Source organism: Belliella buryatensis (genome assembly GCF_900188245.1).
In the GTDB taxonomy this organism is placed as follows: Bacteria; Bacteroidota; Bacteroidia; order Cytophagales; family Cyclobacteriaceae; genus Belliella; species Belliella buryatensis.
On record NZ_FZOK01000004.1, the window covers coordinates 100,229 to 121,534 of the forward strand.

21 protein-coding genes are annotated in these 21,306 nt (G+C 36.6%); 11 read left to right on the forward strand and 10 right to left on the reverse strand.

The features are described from left to right. Positions 1-3: 3 nt before the first annotated feature. The 6 genes from CHB66_RS05365 to CHB66_RS05390 form a co-directional block, all read right to left on the reverse strand. Complete coding sequence (locus CHB66_RS05365; protein ID WP_245812671.1) at positions 4-1,683, reverse strand: OmpA family protein; 1,680 nt, start codon at positions 1,681-1,683, stop codon at positions 4-6. Between the two features lie 25 nt (positions 1,684-1,708). Then, entirely contained in the window at positions 1,709-2,680 is a 972-nt protein-coding gene (locus CHB66_RS05370; RefSeq protein WP_089238762.1) for a deoxyhypusine synthase family protein, read from the reverse strand. Positions 2,681-2,785: 105 nt separating this feature from the next. Then, the gene (locus CHB66_RS05375) at positions 2,786-3,391 is read right to left on the reverse strand and encodes an OmpH family outer membrane protein (RefSeq protein WP_089239010.1); all 606 of its coding nucleotides are present in this window, start codon (positions 3,389-3,391) and stop codon (positions 2,786-2,788) included. A gap of 95 nt (positions 3,392-3,486) precedes the next feature. Beyond that, the gene (locus tag CHB66_RS05380) at positions 3,487-3,747 is read right to left on the reverse strand and encodes a hypothetical protein (protein ID WP_089238764.1); all 261 of its coding nucleotides are present in this window, start codon (positions 3,745-3,747) and stop codon (positions 3,487-3,489) included. Between the two features lie 3 nt (positions 3,748-3,750). Further along, a complete protein-coding gene (locus CHB66_RS05385) occupies positions 3,751-4,653 on the reverse strand; it encodes a histone deacetylase family protein (protein ID WP_089238766.1) in 903 nt (300 codons plus the stop codon). Between the two features lie 62 nt (positions 4,654-4,715). After that, positions 4,716-5,285 (reverse strand): hypothetical protein, encoded by a 570-nt coding sequence (locus CHB66_RS05390; protein ID WP_089238768.1) that lies wholly within the window; start codon positions 5,283-5,285, stop codon positions 4,716-4,718. 126 nt (positions 5,286-5,411) lie between these two features. Here CHB66_RS05390 and CHB66_RS05395 point away from each other — a divergent pair, with 126 nt between their 5' ends. Next, positions 5,412-5,846: an AlbA family DNA-binding domain-containing protein gene (locus CHB66_RS05395; RefSeq protein ID WP_089238770.1), complete on the forward strand. Its 435-nt coding sequence runs from the start codon at positions 5,412-5,414 to the stop codon at positions 5,844-5,846. Between the two features lie 3 nt (positions 5,847-5,849). Here CHB66_RS05395 and CHB66_RS05400 read toward each other — a convergent pair whose 3' ends face one another. After that, complete coding sequence (locus tag CHB66_RS05400) at positions 5,850-6,224, reverse strand: phage holin family protein (RefSeq protein ID WP_089238772.1); 375 nt, start codon at positions 6,222-6,224, stop codon at positions 5,850-5,852. A gap of 151 nt (positions 6,225-6,375) precedes the next feature. On the opposite strand from CHB66_RS05400, the gene CHB66_RS05405 reads away from it, so the two are divergent. The 3 genes from CHB66_RS05405 (at position 6,376) to CHB66_RS05415 (ending at position 10,561) form a co-directional block, all read left to right on the forward strand. After that, positions 6,376-7,125, forward strand: a complete 750-nt coding sequence (locus CHB66_RS05405; RefSeq protein ID WP_089238774.1) for an acyl-CoA desaturase — start codon at positions 6,376-6,378, stop codon at positions 7,123-7,125. A gap of 196 nt (positions 7,126-7,321) precedes the next feature. Further along, on the forward strand, positions 7,322-7,684 hold the full coding sequence (locus CHB66_RS05410; RefSeq protein ID WP_076503036.1) for a BlaI/MecI/CopY family transcriptional regulator: 363 nt from the start codon (positions 7,322-7,324) through the stop codon (positions 7,682-7,684). Between the two features lie 9 nt (positions 7,685-7,693). Further along, entirely contained in the window at positions 7,694-10,561 is a 2,868-nt protein-coding gene (locus tag CHB66_RS05415; RefSeq protein WP_089238776.1) for a TonB family protein, read from the forward strand. Positions 10,562-10,680: 119 nt separating this feature from the next. On the opposite strand, the gene CHB66_RS05420 is transcribed toward CHB66_RS05415, so the two are convergent. Both CHB66_RS05420 and CHB66_RS05425 read right to left on the reverse strand, forming a co-directional pair. Then, positions 10,681-11,748, reverse strand: coding sequence for an agmatinase family protein (locus CHB66_RS05420; protein WP_089238778.1), 1,068 nt, complete (start codon positions 11,746-11,748; stop codon positions 10,681-10,683). Positions 11,749-11,884: 136 nt separating this feature from the next. Continuing rightward, entirely contained in the window at positions 11,885-12,361 is a 477-nt protein-coding gene (locus CHB66_RS05425) for a SixA phosphatase family protein (RefSeq protein ID WP_089238780.1), read from the reverse strand. A 159-nt stretch (positions 12,362-12,520) separates the two neighbouring features. Between CHB66_RS05425 and topA the strand changes: the two genes are divergently transcribed. The 4 genes from topA to CHB66_RS05445 all read left to right on the forward strand — a co-directional run bounded on the left by topA (position 12,521) and on the right by CHB66_RS05445 (position 18,083). Next, positions 12,521-14,839 carry a type I DNA topoisomerase gene (gene topA, locus CHB66_RS05430; RefSeq protein ID WP_089238782.1) on the forward strand — a complete coding sequence of 773 codons (2,319 nt, stop codon included), beginning with the start codon at positions 12,521-12,523 and terminating at the stop codon, positions 14,837-14,839. Positions 14,840-14,894: 55 nt separating this feature from the next. Next, positions 14,895-15,590 (forward strand): SIR2 family NAD-dependent protein deacylase, encoded by a 696-nt coding sequence (locus CHB66_RS05435; protein WP_089238784.1) that lies wholly within the window; start codon positions 14,895-14,897, stop codon positions 15,588-15,590. Positions 15,591-15,636: 46 nt separating this feature from the next. Beyond that, positions 15,637-16,968 carry a YfcC family protein gene (locus CHB66_RS05440; RefSeq protein WP_089238786.1) on the forward strand — a complete coding sequence of 444 codons (1,332 nt, stop codon included), beginning with the start codon at positions 15,637-15,639 and terminating at the stop codon, positions 16,966-16,968. An 86-nt stretch (positions 16,969-17,054) separates the two neighbouring features. Next, on the forward strand, positions 17,055-18,083 hold the full coding sequence (locus CHB66_RS05445) for a patatin-like phospholipase family protein (protein WP_089238788.1): 1,029 nt from the start codon (positions 17,055-17,057) through the stop codon (positions 18,081-18,083). A 55-nt stretch (positions 18,084-18,138) separates the two neighbouring features. On the opposite strand, the gene CHB66_RS05450 is transcribed toward CHB66_RS05445, so the two are convergent. After that, entirely contained in the window at positions 18,139-18,930 is a 792-nt protein-coding gene (locus CHB66_RS05450; RefSeq protein WP_089238790.1) for a hypothetical protein, read from the reverse strand. A 224-nt stretch (positions 18,931-19,154) separates the two neighbouring features. On the opposite strand from CHB66_RS05450, the gene CHB66_RS05455 reads away from it, so the two are divergent. From CHB66_RS05455 to CHB66_RS05465, 3 genes are read left to right on the forward strand one after another with little or no spacing between them, the layout of a single operon-like run. Next, positions 19,155-20,279, forward strand: a complete 1,125-nt coding sequence (locus CHB66_RS05455; RefSeq protein WP_089238792.1) for a pyridoxal phosphate-dependent aminotransferase — start codon at positions 19,155-19,157, stop codon at positions 20,277-20,279. 9 nt (positions 20,280-20,288) lie between these two features. Further along, positions 20,289-20,852: a GNAT family N-acetyltransferase gene (locus CHB66_RS05460; protein ID WP_089238794.1), complete on the forward strand. Its 564-nt coding sequence runs from the start codon at positions 20,289-20,291 to the stop codon at positions 20,850-20,852. A gap of 12 nt (positions 20,853-20,864) precedes the next feature. Further along, positions 20,865-21,281 carry a hypothetical protein gene (locus tag CHB66_RS05465; protein WP_089238796.1) on the forward strand — a complete coding sequence of 139 codons (417 nt, stop codon included), beginning with the start codon at positions 20,865-20,867 and terminating at the stop codon, positions 21,279-21,281. Positions 21,282-21,306 lie beyond the last annotated feature (25 nt).

A 21,306-nucleotide genomic window follows, 5' to 3' on the forward strand; every position in this document is an offset into this window, starting at 1 on the left:
TTTCTAGTTTAATCTATCTATAATCATCTCTACTCTTCTATTTTTGGCTTTACCATCATCTGATGCATTATCAGCTAACGGTCTACTCCCACCCCAGCCAGCTATTCGAATCCGTTCGAAGTCTATTCCTTTTAAAGTAAGGTAGCCTCTAATCTTAGAAGCCCTTTGCATAGAAAGTTCTTTATTCAATTGAGGGTCACCTACATTGTCTGTATGTCCCTCCAGTCTGATTCTGACATTTGCATTTGCTCTCAGAAATTCTACTAATTGATCAAGTTGGTTAATTGAATTAGCGTCAGCAAAATCGGAAGTTCCTCTATTAAATTGAATATTATCTAAAATGATGGTAGCACCTGTAGAAATTGGTTGAAGTGCAATAACGATTTCATTGGCAACTTTTTTAGTCTCTGCTACAAAGACTGGTATATAACTTTCACTACTTATAGTGAAAGATTTGATTTGATCAGCGTCTAAAGCTAACCAAAACTCTTCTTGATTAGCAGCAGTTTTTTTGAATCCTTGTGCATTGGTGTAAACTAGGATGTAAGGTAAAGCATCTTTGGTTTGCTGATCAATTACTCTAAGGCTTCTATTAATTTTTATCCTTTCTTCTTCTACGATCAGAGTTTTGATGCTGTCCTCTACAATTAACGCTTGTGTATTTCCAACTACAACTGTACTTGCCTTTGAGAGTCCTTCTTTATTGGAAACAGTGTCTTGTTTAATTGCCAGTTGATTGATTTTCAAATCCTCTTTTTTATCTACTTGATCTAATACTTCAGCTACAGATTCCCACTGTTCTTGCTGATGGGTAATCATGAGGATATCTCCAAAACCTTCTGAATTTTGAGTACTTGTATAAAAAGCCAGGCTTTTATCTTGGTCAAATAGCACATAACTCAATTCTGCACCTTCGGTATTGATTTGTTCTAAAGGTTCGGGTTCAGACCAAGAAGTCCATGAATCTAAATCCAGTCTTTGTGAAGTGTAAATATCCCTACCCCTACCTGAGACATTCGAGTTAGAAGCAAAATAGATCCTCTTCAAATCTGAGGAAATGGAAGGTGTCAATTCTTGGGAAAATGTATTGACATCCGTACCTAAATTGACCGGAGAAGACCAAACGCCCTCTCTAATTTCTTCGGAAATATAAATGTCTTCATTGCCATATGAACCAAATGAATTCATGGCCATGATGATCACTTTTTTGTCTTGGCTCAGTCTACCACTGAAATGAGTACCTTGATTTCTAAAATTCCCCATTTCTAAAGGTCGTACATAATTCCATTCAGAACCGAATCTAGCATATTGATGGATGCCTTGTCTAATCTTAACCCCATCTCCACTATGGTAAACATAAGCGGTCAATGCATCTGGAAATCCCACAAGCACATCATTACCCGAAGTAGATAAGCTTTTGACGTGCATCGGATTTTCCCACTCTCCCGAAGTGCCTTGCTTAGTCATCCATATATCTCCAAAGTCTGTAGCGCCCCCCAAATTCTCGGGATGGAAGCCAACTGAATAGAACAGTTCTCCATTTGGAGAAATTACTGGGTGTTGCTCGTCATAAGGTGTATTGATTGCTACCAAAGAAGAAATTTCTTGTGCTATCAAGGTAGTACTAAATGAAAAAGCAAGCAGTAAAAAACTGCTTGCTCCAAAAATGTATTTATTCCTCATTATAATCATAATTGATCAACATCAATTATTGATCCAAAACAATAGCAAAAACCAATGGCGCAACGATTGTTGCATCTGATTCTATGATATATTTTGGCGTATCAATCCCTAGCTTACCCCAGGTAATTTTTTCATTAGGAACTGCACCTGAGTAAGATCCATAAGAAGTGGTAGAATCAGAAATCTGGCAAAAATATCCCCACAATGGCACATTATCTTTTTGCAAATCTTGATGAAGCATAGGAACCACACAAATAGGGAAATCACCTGCAATACCACCTCCAATTTGAAAGAAACCTACGGTACTTTGCTCTGTAGCATTTTTTTGATACCAATCAGCCAAGAACATCATGTATTGAATTCCTCCTTTGACTGTATGAACATCTTTGATATCACCTGAGATGACATGACCAGCATACATATTTCCCAAAGTAGAATCTTCCCATCCAGGAACAATGATTGGGAGATTTTTCTTAGCGGCTTCAAGCAGCCAGCTGTTTTTTGGGTCAATTTGGAATGACTTATCCAATTTTCCAGAAAGTAATATTTTATAGAAAAATTCATATGGGAAATAAGCTTCACCTGCTTGGTCTGCTTTCATCCACTCTTCTAAGATCACATTTTCAATCCTTCTCATTGCTTCCATTTCTGGAATACAGGTATCTGTCACCCTATTCATATGGCGCTCAAGCAAGTCATTCTCTTGCTCCGGCGAAAGGTCTCTATAATTGGGAATTCGCTCATAATAATCGTGAGCAACTAAGTTGAAGACATCTTCCTCAAGGTTTGCACCTGTACAAGTAATAATTTGTACTTTATCCTGACGAATCATTTCTGCAAGAGAAATTCCAAGCTCAGCAGTAGACATAGCGCCTGCAAGCGTTACCATCATTTTACCACCTTTGTCAATATGTGCTTTGTAACCTTCTGCTGCATCTATGAGTGCTGCTGCATTGAAATGTCTGTAGTTATGTTTTAAAAATTCAGTAATTTTCATTTATTGCTTGTTTTATATTAAAGGAGTACAAAAGTATCAATTTATATAACATGAAAAAAGCCCAGCATCAACTGGGCTTTTTTAAATCTAGCAAGCTTTCAGCGCTTATTTATTTCCAGCTGATTTTGTAGCAGCATATTTTGCATTCAAGCCGGCAGTTACTTTATCAGTTATATCTAATGATTTTTTAGAATACCAAACAGCACCTCCTCTGGTGTAAGAAAGGATCATTTCTAGATCATTCTCTTCTGCATATTCAGTCAAATACTCTTGAATTCTGTCGATCACATCACTGTAAAGTTGAGATTCGTCAGATTGTAATTCCTGCATCAAATTATCTCTGTAGGTCACCAAGTTTCTTTCTTTCTTCATCAAGTCTTCTTGCTTGGCTCTAGCTTGGTTTGGAGTCATGGTACCTGCGGTTTGTTCAAAATTTTGAACCTCTTGTTCAAAACCTCTTGCTCTGCTACCTAACTCAGACTCAAATTTTCTTCCTTTTTCAGTGATTTCACCTGACTTTTCCTTGAATAGATCAAAATTAGCTATCACACTATCTGTTAGAATATAAGCAATCTTAAGATCTGAAATACTAACTTCTGATGTGGCATCGGCCTCAGAACTACTTGGAGTGGTGGTACCTGAATTGTTACAGGCGGAAAATACAATTGTAGCAAATCCCAATACGCCTAATACTTTTGATAATTTCTTCACGTTGATTATTTGTTGTTTTAGATTGGCGCAAATATAAACAAAGAATTCTTTGTTCAAATCAATCTCCAAATTGAGTTTGTTAATTTCAGTTAAAACTACTTCTTACTTCTTTTGCTTTTCTTTTTACCTTTTAAAGAAAGTTTGCTTTTGTATACTGAAGCTTGACCAAATATTGAAAGGCCTGCAAAAAAACAAATTAGAGCGAATGTACCCATCAAAAACCATGGTAACCAATTATCATTTGCTGCCTTCAAAATTATTGAGTCTCCAAGTAAACTCAGCCCAAAGCCCATCAGTAATATACCAAATACAGCATAATAGATCCATTTTTTTTTAAGTTCTTTTTTCTTTGCCATTTTCTAGAAATATATTTCTTGTGCTAATCGGTAGGTATTGGCATGAGCTTCTATGATATCGGAAATTTTTGGGGAATAGCCCCCTCCCATACAACACATAATGGGTATTTGGTGACGCTTAGCGGATTCTAGTACGATTCGATCTCTTTCTTTGCAACCAAGGATGCTCATTCCCAATCTCCCTAATTTATCTGAATCTAAAACATCCACTCCACACTGATAAATAATAAAATCAGGTTGTTCATTATCAATCAACGGTTCAAGGTTTTTAATCAATATTTGGAGATAGGCTTTATCGCCAATTTTGTCTGGCAACCCAATATCAAGGTCAGATTGCTCTTTATGCATGGGATAGTTTGATGCTCCATGCATACTAAATGTAAATACATTGGATTGATTTTCAAAGATCTGTGCAGTTCCATTTCCTTGATGAACATCCAAATCCACAACCAGAATTCTCTCAGCTAACTTATTATCCAAAAGATAATTTGCAGAAATGGCTATATCATTCAACAAACAAAACCCCTCTCCCCTATCAGTAAAAGCATGGTGTGTACCACCGGCAATATTCATGGCTACACCGAATTTTAAAGCAAAAAGACTTGCTTGAACTGAGCCATGCATGATGTGAATCTCTCGATTTATAAGTTGTTGACTTAGTGGGAAGCCTGTTTTTCTAATTTCGGATCTACTGAGCTCAAGGTTTCGTAGTTTTTCAAAATATTTTGAATCATGGGTATTTACAATCCACTTATCATCCAGAACATTTGGTTCAAAGAAATTTTCAGTATCAACAGTTCCTTCATAAAGCAATTGCTCCGGTAATAGGTCATACTTTTCCATAGGGAATCTATGCCCCTCAGGAAGTGGATGGGTATATATAGGAGAGTAGGCTATTTTTAACATCACAAAAAAACGCTTGTTATTTAACAAGCGAATTTGATTATTTGTTGGTTGATGTTTGGGAATTATTCTTCAAGGTCCTCTTCCTCTTCGGATTGAAAAGCATAAAATGTTTCATCTAACTTAATGGTATCTTCATTGAATTCTTTGATGAATTTTTCAATGACCTTATCGTCAATGAATTCTACATTCAAAGAAGCATCAAGTCCAATTCCATAATCATGATGGGTATCAATATCTATGAACTCTTGAACTTTGACAGTCTCCTCTTCTTCTATTTCCATAATGATCTCGGTGATAAACCAACCAATCTCTTCATCTTCACTACTGAGCGGTTTTAAATTACCATTTTCATCTTCTTCGTACTTAATCCCATTAAAATTAGGAAATTTCTTGGCTGCTTCATGCTCTGCAAGTTCATAGACTTCAGACGAATGATGTAACCTCAAAGTATATAGAGCTGCATCATAAATGACTTCTTTACCTTCATACATGCCAATGAATAGGAAATTTACAAACTCGTCAGAGTTTTCTTCATCTCCTTCGATTACTTTAAACGACTTGCCTGAAGACGCCAATTCTTTTTTTAGTGCTTCGATGATTTCTGGGTCAAATCCTTCATTACGGTATTTCATATTTAAAAATTTTAGGTTTCAGTGGACAACTTAATACGGAACTCGTTAATATAAAAGCAATATTTTCATATCATTGGACTAATATAAAATTAAGTAATTAATATACAATATTTTAGACTGAAAAAAATGTTTCTACCTATAAAAAACGATGACTTTATCAAAGATCTTTTAAAAAAGAAGGAGGGCCAAACACTAGATTTCAAAAAAACTATTTCTGATTCTTACAAAATTGCTAAGACATTAATTGCTTTTGCTAATACTACAGGTGGTACAATAGCTATTGGTATTAGTGATCATAAAAAAATAATAGGTGTAGATCCTGAGGAGGAAATTTTTATGATAGAAAAAGCTTCAAAAGAGTTTTGTCACCCCCAAATACATTTTACGATTGAAGTCTATGAAATTGATTATCTTGAAGAGGAGCAATTGGAGGAAGAAATTTATATCGTTTTAATAAAAATCCCTAAAACTCAGATCAAACATTATTTGAAAGAAAAATCAGGTAAACTTATTGCTTATATCAGAGATAAAGATGAAAGCTTACCTGAAATCGAATTATAATTATCAATTCGAAGGAGAATTTCCACCGAGAGAAACACCGAGAAGTGAATTGATCAAACCTAAGATCAGACCAAATAAAACTGCCCACCAAAAACCATCTACTGAAAAACCATGTACAATGTAAGCTGCTAATAGAATTAAGAGTGCATTGATGACTATCAAAAACAATCCTAATGTCACAACAGTAATAGGAATCGTTAATAAAATCAGGATGGGTTTGATTGTAATATTGAGTAGTGCAATCAAAGCTGCTATTACCACTCCAGTTAAGAAATCTTCAACGCTTACACCCGGAAGTAGGTAACTTGTAATCAATACAGCGATACCACCTAAAATCAATTGGACAATGATGCCCCATGTGTCTTTTGCTTTGCTCATAGTTTTGGGATTAAGTTATTGCTAAAAACATTTTAGTGACAATTTAAGAAAAATTGATTTTTATCATTCATTCATCAAAAAAAAATAAAGTTTAAACCATTTCCGAGGGATAGCTATTATCTTTGTGATATTATCAAATTAAGTAACTAGAGTGATTTTAATTGTATTCTTCCTTTTGCATTGGTACTTCTCTTTATTCTGCCAAAGCTTCTTCTTGCATCGTTATGCAGCTCATCAAATGTTCTACATGTCTAAATTCTGGGAAAGATTTTTCTACATCTTTACATGGATAACTCAAGGTAGTAGTTACTTATCCCCGAGAGCCTACGCTATATTGCACAGAATGCACCATGCATACAGCGATACGCCCAAGGATCCACATAGCCCACATCATACAGAAAATCTATTTACCATGATGTGGAAGACGAAAAACATTTATAATGATTATTTCAGCTTTAAACTTAAGCCAGAAGAACGCTTCTCTAAAGATGTGCCAGATTGGAATAAATTTGATTTGTTTGCAGACTCAATGATGGCTAGACTAGGTTGGGGATTGTTTTATGCAGCTATCTACATCTTGTCAATTTCTGTATTTGAGTTAGCTGGGACACATTGGTGGATGTATTTTTTACTCCCAATTCATTTCTTGATGGGGCCAGTTCACGGCGCTATTGTCAATTGGAGTGGTCATAAGTATGGCTATGCTAATTTTGATAATAATGACAAATCGAAGAATAGCCTTCTTTTAGATGTCTTAATGTTGGGTGAATTGTTCCAAAATAATCATCACAAACTTCCAAATAGACCAAATTTCGCCGTCAAATGGTATGAATTTGACCCAACCTACCCTATTGTGAAATTGCTTCACGCCACAGGAATCATTAAATTAAGAGCTGTATAAGTACTCTTTTGGTTTCAAAACTTTGAGAACTCCGTACTTGGAGTTCTTTTTTTTTAAAAAAAAACTAAATATTTCTTTTAGAACTAAATTTTAATTACTAACTTTATAGACAGCAATAGAAAAGATTCGTTCCGATTATTTGTTTTTTTAAAACTAACTGAATAATTTGAGGCATCATTTAAAACTTAACACAATTATGAGAAATTTAACGAGAGCAGAAGAGCAAGTAATGCAAATCCTATGGGAAGCAGAAAAAGGCTTTGTAAAAGACCTTTTGGAAAAGATGGAAGAGCCAAAGCCGGCTTACAACACAGTTTCTACAATTATCAGAATTCTTGAAAGAAAAGGTTTTGTACAGCACAAAGCTTATGGGAAATCACACGAATACTACCCTATCGTATCCAAAGATGCCTACAGAAGCCATTCTATCAAAAACCTACTATCAGGTTATTTCAATGGATCATTTACAAAACTAGCTTCATTCTTTGCAAAAGATGAAAACCTAGATGTAAAAGAGGTTGAAAAAATCTTGAACGAAGTGAAAGACGAGGTGAAATAATGACCTCCTATGGCTGTTCTAATTGATTATATCTGGCAAAGTACATTCTGCCTGTTTTTCTTCTTTGGTATCTATTGGGTATTCCTTAGAAACGAAAAAGCATTCGTCTTCACAAGAGTTTATATTTTAATCACTCCAATCCTGGCGTTGCTCTTTCCATTGATGCAAATACCGGTAGAGTTTTACAAGCCTGATATATCATTAGAACAATCACAACTATTTCGGGCATTGACTATAGAGTCAATGCCTGAGGAAGTTGCAGGGACTTATGGATTACCTGAATTCACGGTTCAGAGCACCAAACTTCCTGTATTACTTGAATTGAAAGATTACTTTTTAATCGGTTACTTAATCATTATCTCACTTTTAGCAATCAGGCTTTTTTGGCAAATGATTCAATTGAGACTTCTACAAGAAAAAGGTTGGTATCAAACAAGCTTTAAATTGAAAGGCAACTATTTCCTTATCCCTACTTTCGGCCTTGCTCCCATTTTTTCTTATTTCAACAAGCTTTTTTGGGATGAAACACAGAATCTGAGTCACGACGAAAAAGATCAGATTATCAAACACGAAATTGAACACATCAGGCAGCATCACTCTTGGGATGTGCTATATTATCAAGTATTGAGTATTATATTCTGGTTTAATCCAGCTATTCACTTGATGCGATCAGCATTGGTGGATGTGCATGAATACCTTGCTGACGAAAATGTCCTCAAACAAACTGAAAATAAAGAAAGCTATCCGAAGTTAATCGCGAAAATTGCATTTAAGGGAATGGATCTTCCTATTGGTAACTATTTCATCAGATCGACAACCCTTAAAAGAATTCTAATGATTAAGAAAACAGCAAAACCAAATTGGTTTAAATTGACCATGGTAATACCGTTGACTATAATGTTGATGGCATTGATATCCATGAAGACAAAATTAGGTGTGGGATTCCTTCTCAGTAGCAATACTGAAAAGATCGAATTCATCAAAGAGCAATTGATTGCTTCTCAAGATTCTATTGAAATAGCAATCAAGGTTAAAAAAATCAACAATCCAAAACATTACGAGCTGATAGGTTCACTCAAGGGTGATCAACTCACTGCTCAGCTAGGTGAGTTGGTATATGACTTTGCTGATATTTCCTCAGATGAAGAGTATCTAAAAGTCAGAAGTCTCATCAATACCTTGAGAAGGAACTCTTCTATCAGCAAAAGCTACGGTGAAATCCCCTATTCATACGTTGCGAAAAAACGGCCAGCGCCAGAAGATGCTACTTCTTGGTCCAAATTCGTTCTAGATGTCATCAGCAAAGAAATGTCTGAAAAGGATAGGGAACTGAATATTAGGTCATCAATTCAATTGGAATTTATCCTTTCAAAAGATGGTAAAATCACCAATCCTGTCATCAAGCAAAGTTTTGGTGGAGGTGTTGATGAAAAATTACTAGAAGCTATTCAATCTGAAAACGCACCAAAATGGATAGCAGGAGAAATCGACGGTAAAAAAGTAGATCTTGTGCATTCTGCTAGTTTTGCGATTACGTATTCAGCAGATAATCAAATTCAAGAATCGCTTCACTATTTCCCTCAGGTCATAGAAGTTCCAATTGGACAAAGTGCAAGAACTTACAATGGAGATGAAATCTTTGATGTAGTAGAAAATGCACCTGTCCCTCCAGGAGGAATGGAAGGATGGAATGAATACCTGAGAACTAATCTCGAATATCCAGAAGATGCAAAAAGGGCTGGTATAGAAGGTACTGCTTATGTGGTATTTGTTATTACCAAAGATGGGAAAATCGAACAACCAGAGATAATTAGAGGTGTATCTCCTAGTATAGACCAAGAAGCTTTGAGAGTAGTTGCCAACGGCCCTGACTGGACACCGGGTAAACAGAGAGGAAGAGAGGTCAATGTGAGAATGCGCTTGCCAATCAGATTCAAGCAAAATTCCAGTAACGATAACAAACCAAGTACAATCCCTGCCGATATGGTAGATCAACAAGCAGAACCTCAAGGTGGTATGGATGCTTGGAATACCTATATCAAAAATAACCTCAAATATCCCCAAGAGGCAAAAATCAGAGGGGTTGAAGGTGTTGTTTACCTTACATTTATTGTAGACAAGGATGGTGACATCAAAGAGCCGGAAATTCTTAGAGGCATAGGAGCATTTTGTGATGAAGAGGCACTTAGACTCGTAGAAAATTCACCAAAATGGAAGCCTGGTAAAAAAGATGGTGAAGCAGTTGAAAGCAGATTGAGATTGCCGATTCGTTTTGATTTAGAAAAAAGCACCAATGATATTGTCCCAAAGCCAACCGCTCAGTTCAATGAATATTTGAGAAAAAATATCAAATATCCAACTGAAGCTCGAGGAAATAATGAATCGGGTTCGGTGATTGCCAGACTTACTTTGGATAAAGATGGAAATATCATCAAATCAGCCATTTCTAAAGGAATTTCCAAAGAATTGAACGAGGAAGTTCTTAGGGTTCTTGAAAAAGCACCCAATTGGAATGTTTATGTAGCAGGAGAATATGATGTCTTACTTCCAATTACTTTCAGAATAGATAATGTCAAAAACCCTCCTACTCACAACCTTCCACATGAAGTAGTGGTAGTTGGTTACTCTGGAAATGCCAGTAAGGAAAAAACTTTCGAATATACTACTGAACTCACTAAAGCAAAGCTGATCACTCAAACAAATGATAAACCAATCTTAGTTTTAAATGGTGAGATCACCAATTATTCATCCATCAATGAAATAGGTGTAAAAGACATTGATAAATTTGTTGTAGGAAAACCAAGTCCCGAAGAAATATCTAAATCTGGTCGAAGCGCTGACAAAGTTATATACATCTATACCAAAGAAAAAAAATAATCAATAGCCAATAGCTATAAACCAAAAAAGCACCTATCTAATAAGATTGGTGCTTTTTTAATCTATAATAAATTCAATTTTAAAGTATTTATAGGTCTATAATAAGAGACGATTCAAAATTATTTGAGGTTAAGTCTACCTTGCGAGGCGCCATAGAGGTTAGCCATTCTGTAAAGAACTCTAGCTCCTACATTGCCATCCCACTCGTCACCTTCAGCACCTGGGGCTACTTCTACCAAGTCAAAGCCGATCAGCTTTCTTCCTGACTTCACAACCTCTTTCATCAAATACATGATCTGTTCCAATTCAAACCCACCTGCGACAGGTGTGCCAGTATTTGGACATAACTTAGGGTCAAACCCATCTATATCAATAGTCACGTAGACTTCTTGTGGTAATTGGTCTACGATTTCGTCACAGATGATTTTCCATGCCTTCCCTTCGTAGCCTTCTTTTTTGATATCCTTATCATAAAAAGTGGTAATTCTGTTATTTTCTTTTGCCATGATTGCTTCAGCTTCACAGTAATCTCTAATCCCTACCTGAACTAACTTACTGACTTGTGGAAGCTTCAAAGCATTGTAGGCTATAGAGGCATGTGAATAATCAAAGTTTTCATAAGAGACCCTTAAGTCCGCGTGCGCATCTATCTGAAGAATACCAAAGTTGTCATGCTCATCAGCCAATGCTTTGATCAGACCTAGCGGGGTACTGTGGTCACCTCCTAGCAGAGCTACTAATTTTCCTTGCTCTCTGTATTTTTTTGCTTGTTCATAGACCCATTCATTCATTTCTTCACAAGCTTTATTAATAAGTCCAGGAACAGCTGCAAATCGTTCTAACTCTACATTTGGAGACCCTTGACTAAGCCAATCGATATAGTTAGCTGCTAAAATTCTAAAATTATCACTTTTCTCCTTAATTTCTTCTGGAATTGGAAGCATGTGTATTCCCATTTTCCAAGCGTCCTTGATATCATCTTGAAATAAATCTACTTGTAAAGAGGCATTCATAATAGCCTTTGGCCCTATTGCAGTGCCTGGAGAATAAGAAACAGTAACTTCCCATGGTACAGGAATGATAATCAGATCTGCAGTACTTTCATCAAAAGGTAATCCAAAAAGACTCTCATTTGTACTGATCCCATTAGGATCAAATTTTTCAATAATCTGATGTTTTAATGACATGTATTATCAATTTTAGTTTATAAAATAATTTGTGGTGATATGGATTTGTTACGTAAAAAAACAAAATCCTGACGATAGATAAACAGAAAATTAAATAGAATAATTTCCCACCAAAAGCTAACTCTTTAAATAACTGCTATTGAAGCACTTCGCGAACAATACCTGTACCCATTCCTAAATGCTTCCAATCATTTACATGTACTTCAAGTATGACCAACATGCCAGGTTGCATACTGAGATAACCTTGATCAGCAATGGAAGAAACCAGCGCACTCACACCGGGATTATGCCCTACTAAAAGCAAGGTATTCACCAAGGGGTCTGTATCTGCAATGGAGTTTAGTATCACTCCTGGCTCAGCTTCATAAATTGTTCGATCAAACTCAACAGTCACATCATCAAAAATCTCTGCTATAATTTCAGCCGTTTGTGTTGTTCGCACTGCAGCGCTTGAGAGAATTTTTTCAGGTCTAAGGTTAGACCTTTTTAATAGCTCTCTCAATTTTATAAGTTGAGATTTTCCATTGGAGTTAAGTTGCCTTTCAAAGTCATTAGAAAAATTAAAATCTGCCTCCCCATGTCTCAACACCGCCAAAATTTTATTGCTTTGCATTCTTATATTGTATTAATAGGACATTTATAAATCTGAAATAATCATGCCAAAAATAAGATGATATCTTGGATAATTTGGAATACATGATAATCAAATCTATTTTTAGGTTTTAAATGATTCTAGAAATATAGAATCCATTGTTTTAATGCAAAAGAAATTATGTCAAAAAATCTAGTTATTGTAGAGTCACCTGCCAAGGCAAAAACCATTGAGGGGTACTTAGGAAAAGATTTCAAAGTAGCTTCAAGCTATGGTCATGTGCGGGATTTGCCTAAAGGAGACAAAGCAATAGACATTCAAAATAGATTCAAACCTACATACGAAGTCACTCCTGATAAGAAAGAAGTCATCAAGCAACTCAAAAGTCTAGTCAAAAATGCTGAAACAGTATATTTAGCAAGTGATGATGACCGTGAAGGAGAAGCGATCAGCTGGCACTTGAAGGAAGTCTTGAATCTCAAAGATGAAAATACCAAAAGAATAGTCTTTAGAGAAATCACCAAAAACGCCATTACCAAAGCCATAGATAATCCAAGAACTATCGACTATGACCTTGTCAATGCCCAACAGGCAAGACGCATTTTAGATCGTCTGGTTGGATTTGAATTATCACCAATTCTTTGGAAAAAAATAAAGGCAGGACTATCCGCTGGAAGAGTTCAATCCGTAGCCGTCAGATTAATTGTAGAACGCGAGCGTGAAATAGAGAAATTCAAATCTAAGTCTGCTTATAAAATCACAGCAATTTTTGATGTAGAAGGGAAATCTTTATCTGCTGAACTACCTAAAAAATTTGATACTCAGCAGGAAGCTGAAGAATTTCTAAAACAATGCTTAGGCGCTGAGTTCAATATTCAAAACCTGGAAAAAAAACCTGGAAAAAAAACACCAGCAGCTCCATTTACAACTTCCACGCTACAACAAGAGGCAAGTAGGAAGCTCAGCTTTTCAGTAGCACAAACAATGTCTGTAGCCCAGAAATTGTATGAAGCTGGGAAAATCACCTACATGAGAACAGATAGTACAAATCTCTCAGAAGATGCCATGGCTGCTGCAAAAAATGAAATCTCTTCAGCATATGGTCCTGAGTACCATAAAGCGAGAAAATACACTACCAAAAGTGAAGGTGCCCAGGAAGCTCACGAAGCTATCAGACCAACGGACTTTTCAAAGCATGATACCAGCGGTGACAGAAACGAACAAAGACTTTACGAACTCATCTGGAAAAGAGCCATCGCCTCTCAAATGGCCGATGCTGAGCTAGAAAAAACCAATGTAACGATAGGTATTTCCACACTTCCACAGACACTTACAGCCACAGGTGAAGTGATCAAATTTGAGGGTTTTCTTAAAGTTTATCTAGAAAGTACAGACGAGGAACCTGAAGATGAAGAAGCTACCGAAAAAGGTTTGCTTCCTCCTTTGAAAATTGGTCAAGTATTAGACCTAATTGAAATGAAAGGAAGAGAAACCTTTAGCAGACCAGTACCGAGATATACCGAGGCCTCTTTGGTGAAGAAGTTAGAAGAAATGGGTATAGGAAGGCCTTCTACTTACGCACCCACAATATCGACAATTCAAAAGCGAAATTATGTAATCAAAGAGTCTCGCGATGGAACTGAGCGGAAATATACAGAAATGAAAATCTCCCAAGGTGCTTTTAAAAAAGAAAATAAAACAGAAATTGCTGGAGCAGATAAGAACAAGCTTTTCCCTACCAATATCGCAATGGTAGTGAATGACTTTCTAGTAGAACATTTCCCTAATGTCATAGACTTCACCTTTACGGCAAGGGTAGAAAAGGAATTTGATGACATTGCACAGGGAGGCCAAAACTGGGAAGATATGATCCAAAATTTCTATGGAGCTTTCCACACTAGAGTAGAGGAAACAGCAAATGTTGCAAGAGCAGATGTAAATAGTGCACGTGAACTTGGGGTAGACCCAAAAACTGGAAAAAAAGTTATTGTAAGACTAGGTAAATTTGGTCCTCTTGCTCAAATTGGTGAACAAGAAGACGAGGAAAAACAATTTGCTAGCCTTAAGAGAGGTCAGTTTATTGAAAATATTACACTTGAGGATGCTTTGGAGCTTTTCAAACTTCCTAGAGATGTGGGGCAATTTGAGGATAAGAAAATTGTTGCAGCTATTGGCAGATTCGGTCCATATCTACGTCATGACAGTAAGTTTGTATCTTTAGGAAAAGAACATGACCCACTTAGCATTACAGAAGAAGAGGCCATTGAGTTGATTAAAGCAAAGCGTAAAGCAGATGCTGAAAAGCATATCAAAACCTTTGAAGAAAATGAAGATATCCAAATTCTTAATGGAAGATGGGGCCCATATATCAAATTCGGCAAAAACAACTTTAAAATCCCAAAAGAAAAAGAAGCTGCGGATCTGTCCTATGCTGAAACAATAGAAATCATTGAAAATCAACCTGAAAAGAAAAAAGGTAGATTCACCAAGAAAAAGTAATGAAATGGCAGGAAGAAATTCCTGCTTTTTTTATGCATTTAATTAATTTAGCCAGATGCAAAAAAAGAAACTCGTTGTCCTTACAGGAGCTGGTATATCAGCTGAAAGTGGTATTGCTACTTTTAGAGACAGCAATGGCTTATGGGAAGGACATGATGTGATGGAAGTGGCATCCCCTGAGGGTTGGCGTAGAAACAAAGCTTTGGTTCTTGACTTTTACAATCAACGCAGAAGACAAGCAAAAACAGTCAATCCTAACAAGGCGCATCTAACCTTAGCAAAGCTTGAGCAGGATTTTGATGTTACAATCATCACTCAGAATGTAGATAACCTACACGAGCGTGCTGGTTCGTCCAAAATTATTCACCTCCATGGTGAGTTATTTAAGAGTCAAAGTACGCTAGATCCCGCACTTGTTTATGAAATGAAGGGCACTGAAATCAACGTCGGTGATAAGTGTGAAAAAGGAAGTCAACTTAGACCTTTTATTGTATGGTTTGGAGAAATGGTACCCATGATGGAGCCCGCTATAGAGCTCGCATTACAAGCTGATATTTTTGCTGTGATTGGTACTTCCCTACAAGTATATCCAGCGGCAAGTCTCATTCAATATGCTCCTGAAAACGCAGTCAAATATATCATCGATGTAAAAATTCCCATGACCAGCTTTATACCAAACCTTAAATCAATAAGTGCTAGTGCTACAGAAGGCACACAAATCATGGCTAAGGAAATTTTGACTTTAAAATAGTTTATAAGTTCATATAAATTCAAAAAACTGAATCCCCCCTTACCCTATGAAGCTTTCTTTTCCACACCCCATGATCATCATGCTGGCTTTTGTAGCCCTAGCAGCATTACTGACCTATTTGATCCCAGCTGGTTCCTATGATCGAGTTTTAGACGAGCAAACTCAAAGAGAAGTCGTAGTGGAGGGCAGCTATCAACAAAAGGAAAATACACCTGTCAATTTGGGAAAGACATTTTTAAGCGTACCAGAGGGAATCATAGAAGGAGCTGAAGTCGTCGTCTTGATATTAATAATAGGTGGTGCATTTTATGTTGTAGATAAGACAGGTGCTTTTCAGTCAGGTCTTGAGACGTTGATTTTTAAATTCGACAAGGCTAAAGCTTGGCTCTTGACACTGGTAGGGGTTCTTTTTGCAACTGCGGGCGCTCTTAATGGCCTTCAAGAAGAAATTATAGCCATGGTACCGGTTTTGATGATTTTAACACAAAGGATAGGTTATACCAAGATAGCTGGGGTAGCGATTAGTCTTGGAGCCGCCTTAATTGGTGGATCTTTTGGTCCTACAAACCCTTTTTCTGTGATCATCGCTCAAAACATTGCAGAGGTCCCTATGTTCTCAGGAGGTTTATATAGGATGATTTTCTTAGTAATGGCATTAGGATTTTGGATCATTTATGTGATTAAAACTGGCAAGGATCAAGAAAATATGGAGCCTATCAAAGGTGATAAACCTGCCAAAATATCAAATACTCATATTACCATTTTGCTTTTGGTGGCTCTTACATTTGCAGTGATGATTTATGGTCTGACGAATTGGGAATGGGATTATAATGAAATGTCAGCTATTTTCTTTGCCATGGGCTTAGCGGTAGGAATTATTGGGAAGCTTGGCATCAATGGTACAGCAAAAGCATATTCCGAAGGCTTCGCTGAACTTGTTTTCGCTGGAATTATCGTTGGGTTGGCTAGAAGTATTTACCTAGTTCTTCAAGAGGGTCAGATCATTGATACCATTATTTATGCCTTATTCACTCCCCTCGAAGGACTTCCTTTAGGTTTGGCGGCTTTTGGGATGATGCTCGCTCAAGCAATTTTACACATACCAGTTCCTAGCACTTCTGGGCAGGCTGTTTTGACAATGCCGCTACTCACTCCACTTGCAGATTTAATTGGTATGTCGCGACAGGTTGTCGTTTTAGCCTACCAGTACGGCGCTGGCATCATGGACATGGTCACACCAAGCAATGGAGGGCTAATGGCCATATTAGCAGCCGCAAGAATTTCCTATAAAGAATGGATTCAGTATGCTTGGAAGCCAATTTTGATTATTTTTATCATTGCATCCATATCGGTTGTTTTAGGGATCTACTTTTTATAGCAGGACTTATGTTTCGGATTTATCTCTGATTTCCTTAACTTTAGAATGATTTGAGTCCAATTTTCTAATCTTTAAATTTTTAATAAATGAAACAAGTAGCAATACTTTCTATTGATGGTGGTGGGATCAGAGGAGTAATCCCAGGAACAATCCTTCAATTAATTGAGGAAAAAATTCAAGAAAAAACTCAAAATCCTCAAGCTAGACTTGTTGATTATTTTGATTTTGTAGCAGGTACAAGCACTGGAGGCATCTTGGGGTGTGGTATGTTGATGCCTGATCATATAGATCCTACAAGACCAAAATTCCGTATGGAAGAGGTAGTCAATCTCTACATGGAAAATGGAGGCGAGATATTTAAAAAACCATTTGGACATAAATTAAGGACAGTTTTTGGGATTAAGGAAGCTAAATATCCCAATAAGGCTTTAATCCAAGCTTTAGAAAAATATTTTGGCAACATTTATTTAAGTGAATTGATGAAGCCTTGTCTTTTTGCTTCCTATGATATTGAGAGTAGAAGTGCCAAATTTTTCAAACATGGCTATGCTTGCAAAGACGAATCCCATGATTTTTTTGTAAAAGATATAGCACAAGCTACTGCTGCTGCCCCCACCTATTTTGAAGCTGCACTGATCAAGTCTAGGTTTGGCTCCGCTTACCCATTGATAGACGGAGGAGTTTTTGCCAATAACCCTGCCATGTGTGCCTATGCTGAGGCAAGGAAATGTACATTTGAAAATATCGAGAATCCTACTTCTAAGGATATGCTGATGATTTCTTTCGGCACAGGGTCTGTAAAAGAACCATTTCCATACGAAAGAGCGAGAAGATTTGGTCTTGTTCAATGGATCAAGCCCCTGATAGATATTATGATGTCTGGAAATTCTGAAACAGTTTCTCATCAGTTAAAATGGCTCTTTGATGCCGGGAATAATCAGGATGGGTTTATTAGGGTAGAGCCAGACCTCCATGAAGCTAGTCCAGATATGGATGATGCCAGCCCAAAAAACTTAAAAGCTTTAAAAAATGCAGCAATCAAATATGTCAAGGACAATCCAGAACAAATCAATGAAATAGTTACCAAACTAATCAATAATAAAAAAGAAGCTTAAAAAATGGGGTTGCATTTAAAAACAACCCCATTTTTTATTAATATATCATTCCAGATCATCTCACAGTCCCTTCTAGTGTAGCTAAATAAACCCATTTTTGATCTCTTGATTTCAAGCCTTGTTCAATTTTGACTCGTTGATCTGCTGTAGAATCCATATCTTCATATTCTTGAGCATTGAAAAATTGAACATAATCTTTATACATATTCATTGTAAGGTGAGTTGATTTGGCTTCACTTCCAAAAGGTAAGGCTGTTCTAAGCAGGACCCAACTTCCCATCAATCCTTTTTCAATCCTACTTTGGTGAATAGGTAGAAAAACCTCTTTTTCGGCCCTTTCATATTCTTGAAATTGACCTTCCGCAGCTTTCATCAAATCAAAAGATGCTAAAACACCCCGTTTCATTTTAAAACTATCTTTGCTATTGGCTATTTGTTGCATGTAAGACCTTTGCTTAAGATCAAACGCCCGGTTAGCAAGTAAAAACTTATCCTTAACCGCTTTAGCATTTAAATGTGGGTATGCAATCATGGCGTACTTTACCAAATCTTCTTCATTTAAGCCACTCATCATGGCAACTGGGTTATCATAATAAGTAATAGTAATGTATTGAAATTCACCTGAATCTGCTCCTGACTGTAATGACCAAAAGTCCCAGCCAGAGATTTTTTTGTCATTGATTGCAGATTGATATACTTTTTCCATAAAGTCTTTATGTTCTATGAAATCATACATTTCCGAAGATTCTACTTTGAAAAATTCAAAGACTAAATATCTGGTTTCTTGAGCCCATATTGATCCAGACAATAGGGCCAAAAGCAAGAGCATTAAGATTGATCTTTTCATTGCTTAAGGGGTTAGATTTCTAATTCATTGTTCTTTCTTTAAAATTTAGGAATTTTATTTTGCTTTTAATAATTTACACCAACTTTTTTGTCTATTGAACAAGACTATAGTAAAATATTCCTGATCATAAGTTTAATTTACTTTAATATGAAAAGTATAAAAAGTGTATTAGGAATAAGTTTCCGATATTAGTACCTTTTAGCATTGAATTAAAGTCACAACTTATGAATGTATCTAGAAGAGATTGGTTAAAAAAATCCTCCTTGACCGCAGGTCTAGCATTTTTGGGGGGATTTGGCACATACAATTCTTTGACAGCTGAGGAGGAAACCAAGTTCAACCCAAGACCCTTAGAACCTCTCATCCGTCTAGGTTCAAACGAGAACCCTTATGGCCCATCTCAATCGATGCGAGAGGCAATGCAAAAAGGTTTTGATCTTTCATGCAGATATCCTTGGGCATATAATCAACCTTTGATTGATATGATTGCTGCCAAAGAGGGGGTGCCATCTGATCATATCGTACTTACGGCTGGATCTACAGAAGGATTGAAAATCGCCGGACTTACCTATGCTAATAATGGAGGTGAGATCATTTCTGGTCTTCCTACATTTCTATCACTGATGACATATGCGGAGATTTGGGGAGGCAGAGTCAATTGGGTACCTCTGGATCAAGAGATGAACTTTGACCTTCCTGAAATGGAAAATCGAATCAGTAGCAATACCAAATTAGTCTTTCTATGCAATCCCAATAATCCAACTGGCAAACTGCTTCCTGCTCAGCAAGTCATGGATTTTTGCGAATCTGTGAGTAACAAGACCATGGTGTTCAGCGATGAAGCATACTATGACTACATAGAAGACACTAATTATCCTTCAATGGTAGAATTGGTCAAAAAGGGGAAAAATGTCATTGTATCAAAAACCTTATCTAAAATTTATGGTCTTGCTGGAATCAGAATTGGATACCTAATTGCCAAGCCTGAAATTGCTGCGGATTTATCTGGACGAGTTGTAGCCAATCTCAATATAATGGCCATAGAGGCAGCTAAAGCAGCACTAAGTGATGACGAGTTTTATCAGTTCAGCTTGCAAAAAAATATTGAAGCTAGAAAGTCAATTGAAATGACACTTGATCGTTTAGGACTACAGTATTTACATTCGCAAGCAAATTTTGTGTTTTTTGATGCCAAACAAGATGTAGTACAACTTGCAGAGAAAATGCGAGAAAAAGGTGTAATAATTGGCAGACCTTTCCCCCCATTCAATGAATGGTGTAGAATCAGCACAGGAACTATGGAAGAAGTATCTGTTTTTAATCAAGCAATCACGGCACTTTATACCTAATAAAACAACATGCAAATTGACTTTAATTTGAAACTTGAAAGTGAGAAGTTGTTATTAAGGCCACTTTTGGAGAGTGACTTGGCTCAGCTTTTTGAATTTACACAAGAATCAGAAATGTGGAAGTTTTATACTCATGACCTTTCTAATAAAGATGGATTAATTGATTGGGCTAGACCTGCTTTGAAAAAAGACAGGTTGCAATTTGTGATTATAGATAAAGCCGAGAATATCATTTTGGGTTCTACTGCTTTTGGAAACTACGCTCTGAGAGATAGAAGAATTGAGATCGGGTGGACATGGTTGGCTAAACCACATCAGGGAAGTGGAATCAATGCACAAGTCAAACAGATCATGCTAACTTATGCATTTGAAAAACTTTACATGGAAAGGGTAGAATTCAAAACTGACGTGCTCAATACGCAAGCAAGAAAAGCTCTTAGAAACATTGGAGCGATTGAAGAGGGCGTACTCAGAAGTCATACATTGATGACTAAGGAAAGAAGGAGGGACACCATTTACTATAGTATTCTGAAGTCAGAATGGAATCATATCAAAAGAGAAAATGACTGGTAAACCCCAAAAGCTATGATAGATAATATTCTCAGTATTGAAAGAAAAGCTAAATTGATTTTAAGATATGGAATAGCCTTCTATTTCATTTATTTCGGTATTATAAACCTGTGGGGAGCATTAAGTTCAAACGGGAATATACTAACGGGAGGCATTGTCATGCTACTAGGTTTGTGTATTGGTGGACTGATTTTGTCCCACTTCAAACAACCAAAGCTAAGTGCGATTGGAGCTGGTATAGCAGCTGTCTTTTTTTTAATTGTAGTAGCCATATTAGCATTTATGGAAATCAGAGATGGTTTTTCTATGCAAATGATACTCTTAAGAGTAATTAAAGATTTACTGCTTGCTATCGCTTGTGTGGTGCTCTGTGGAGAATCACTAAAGGAAGTGATTAGGGAAAAAATCACAAAGCCATTTCCTGTGAGGTAGGAAATGGCTTTGTATTTATTTTTTA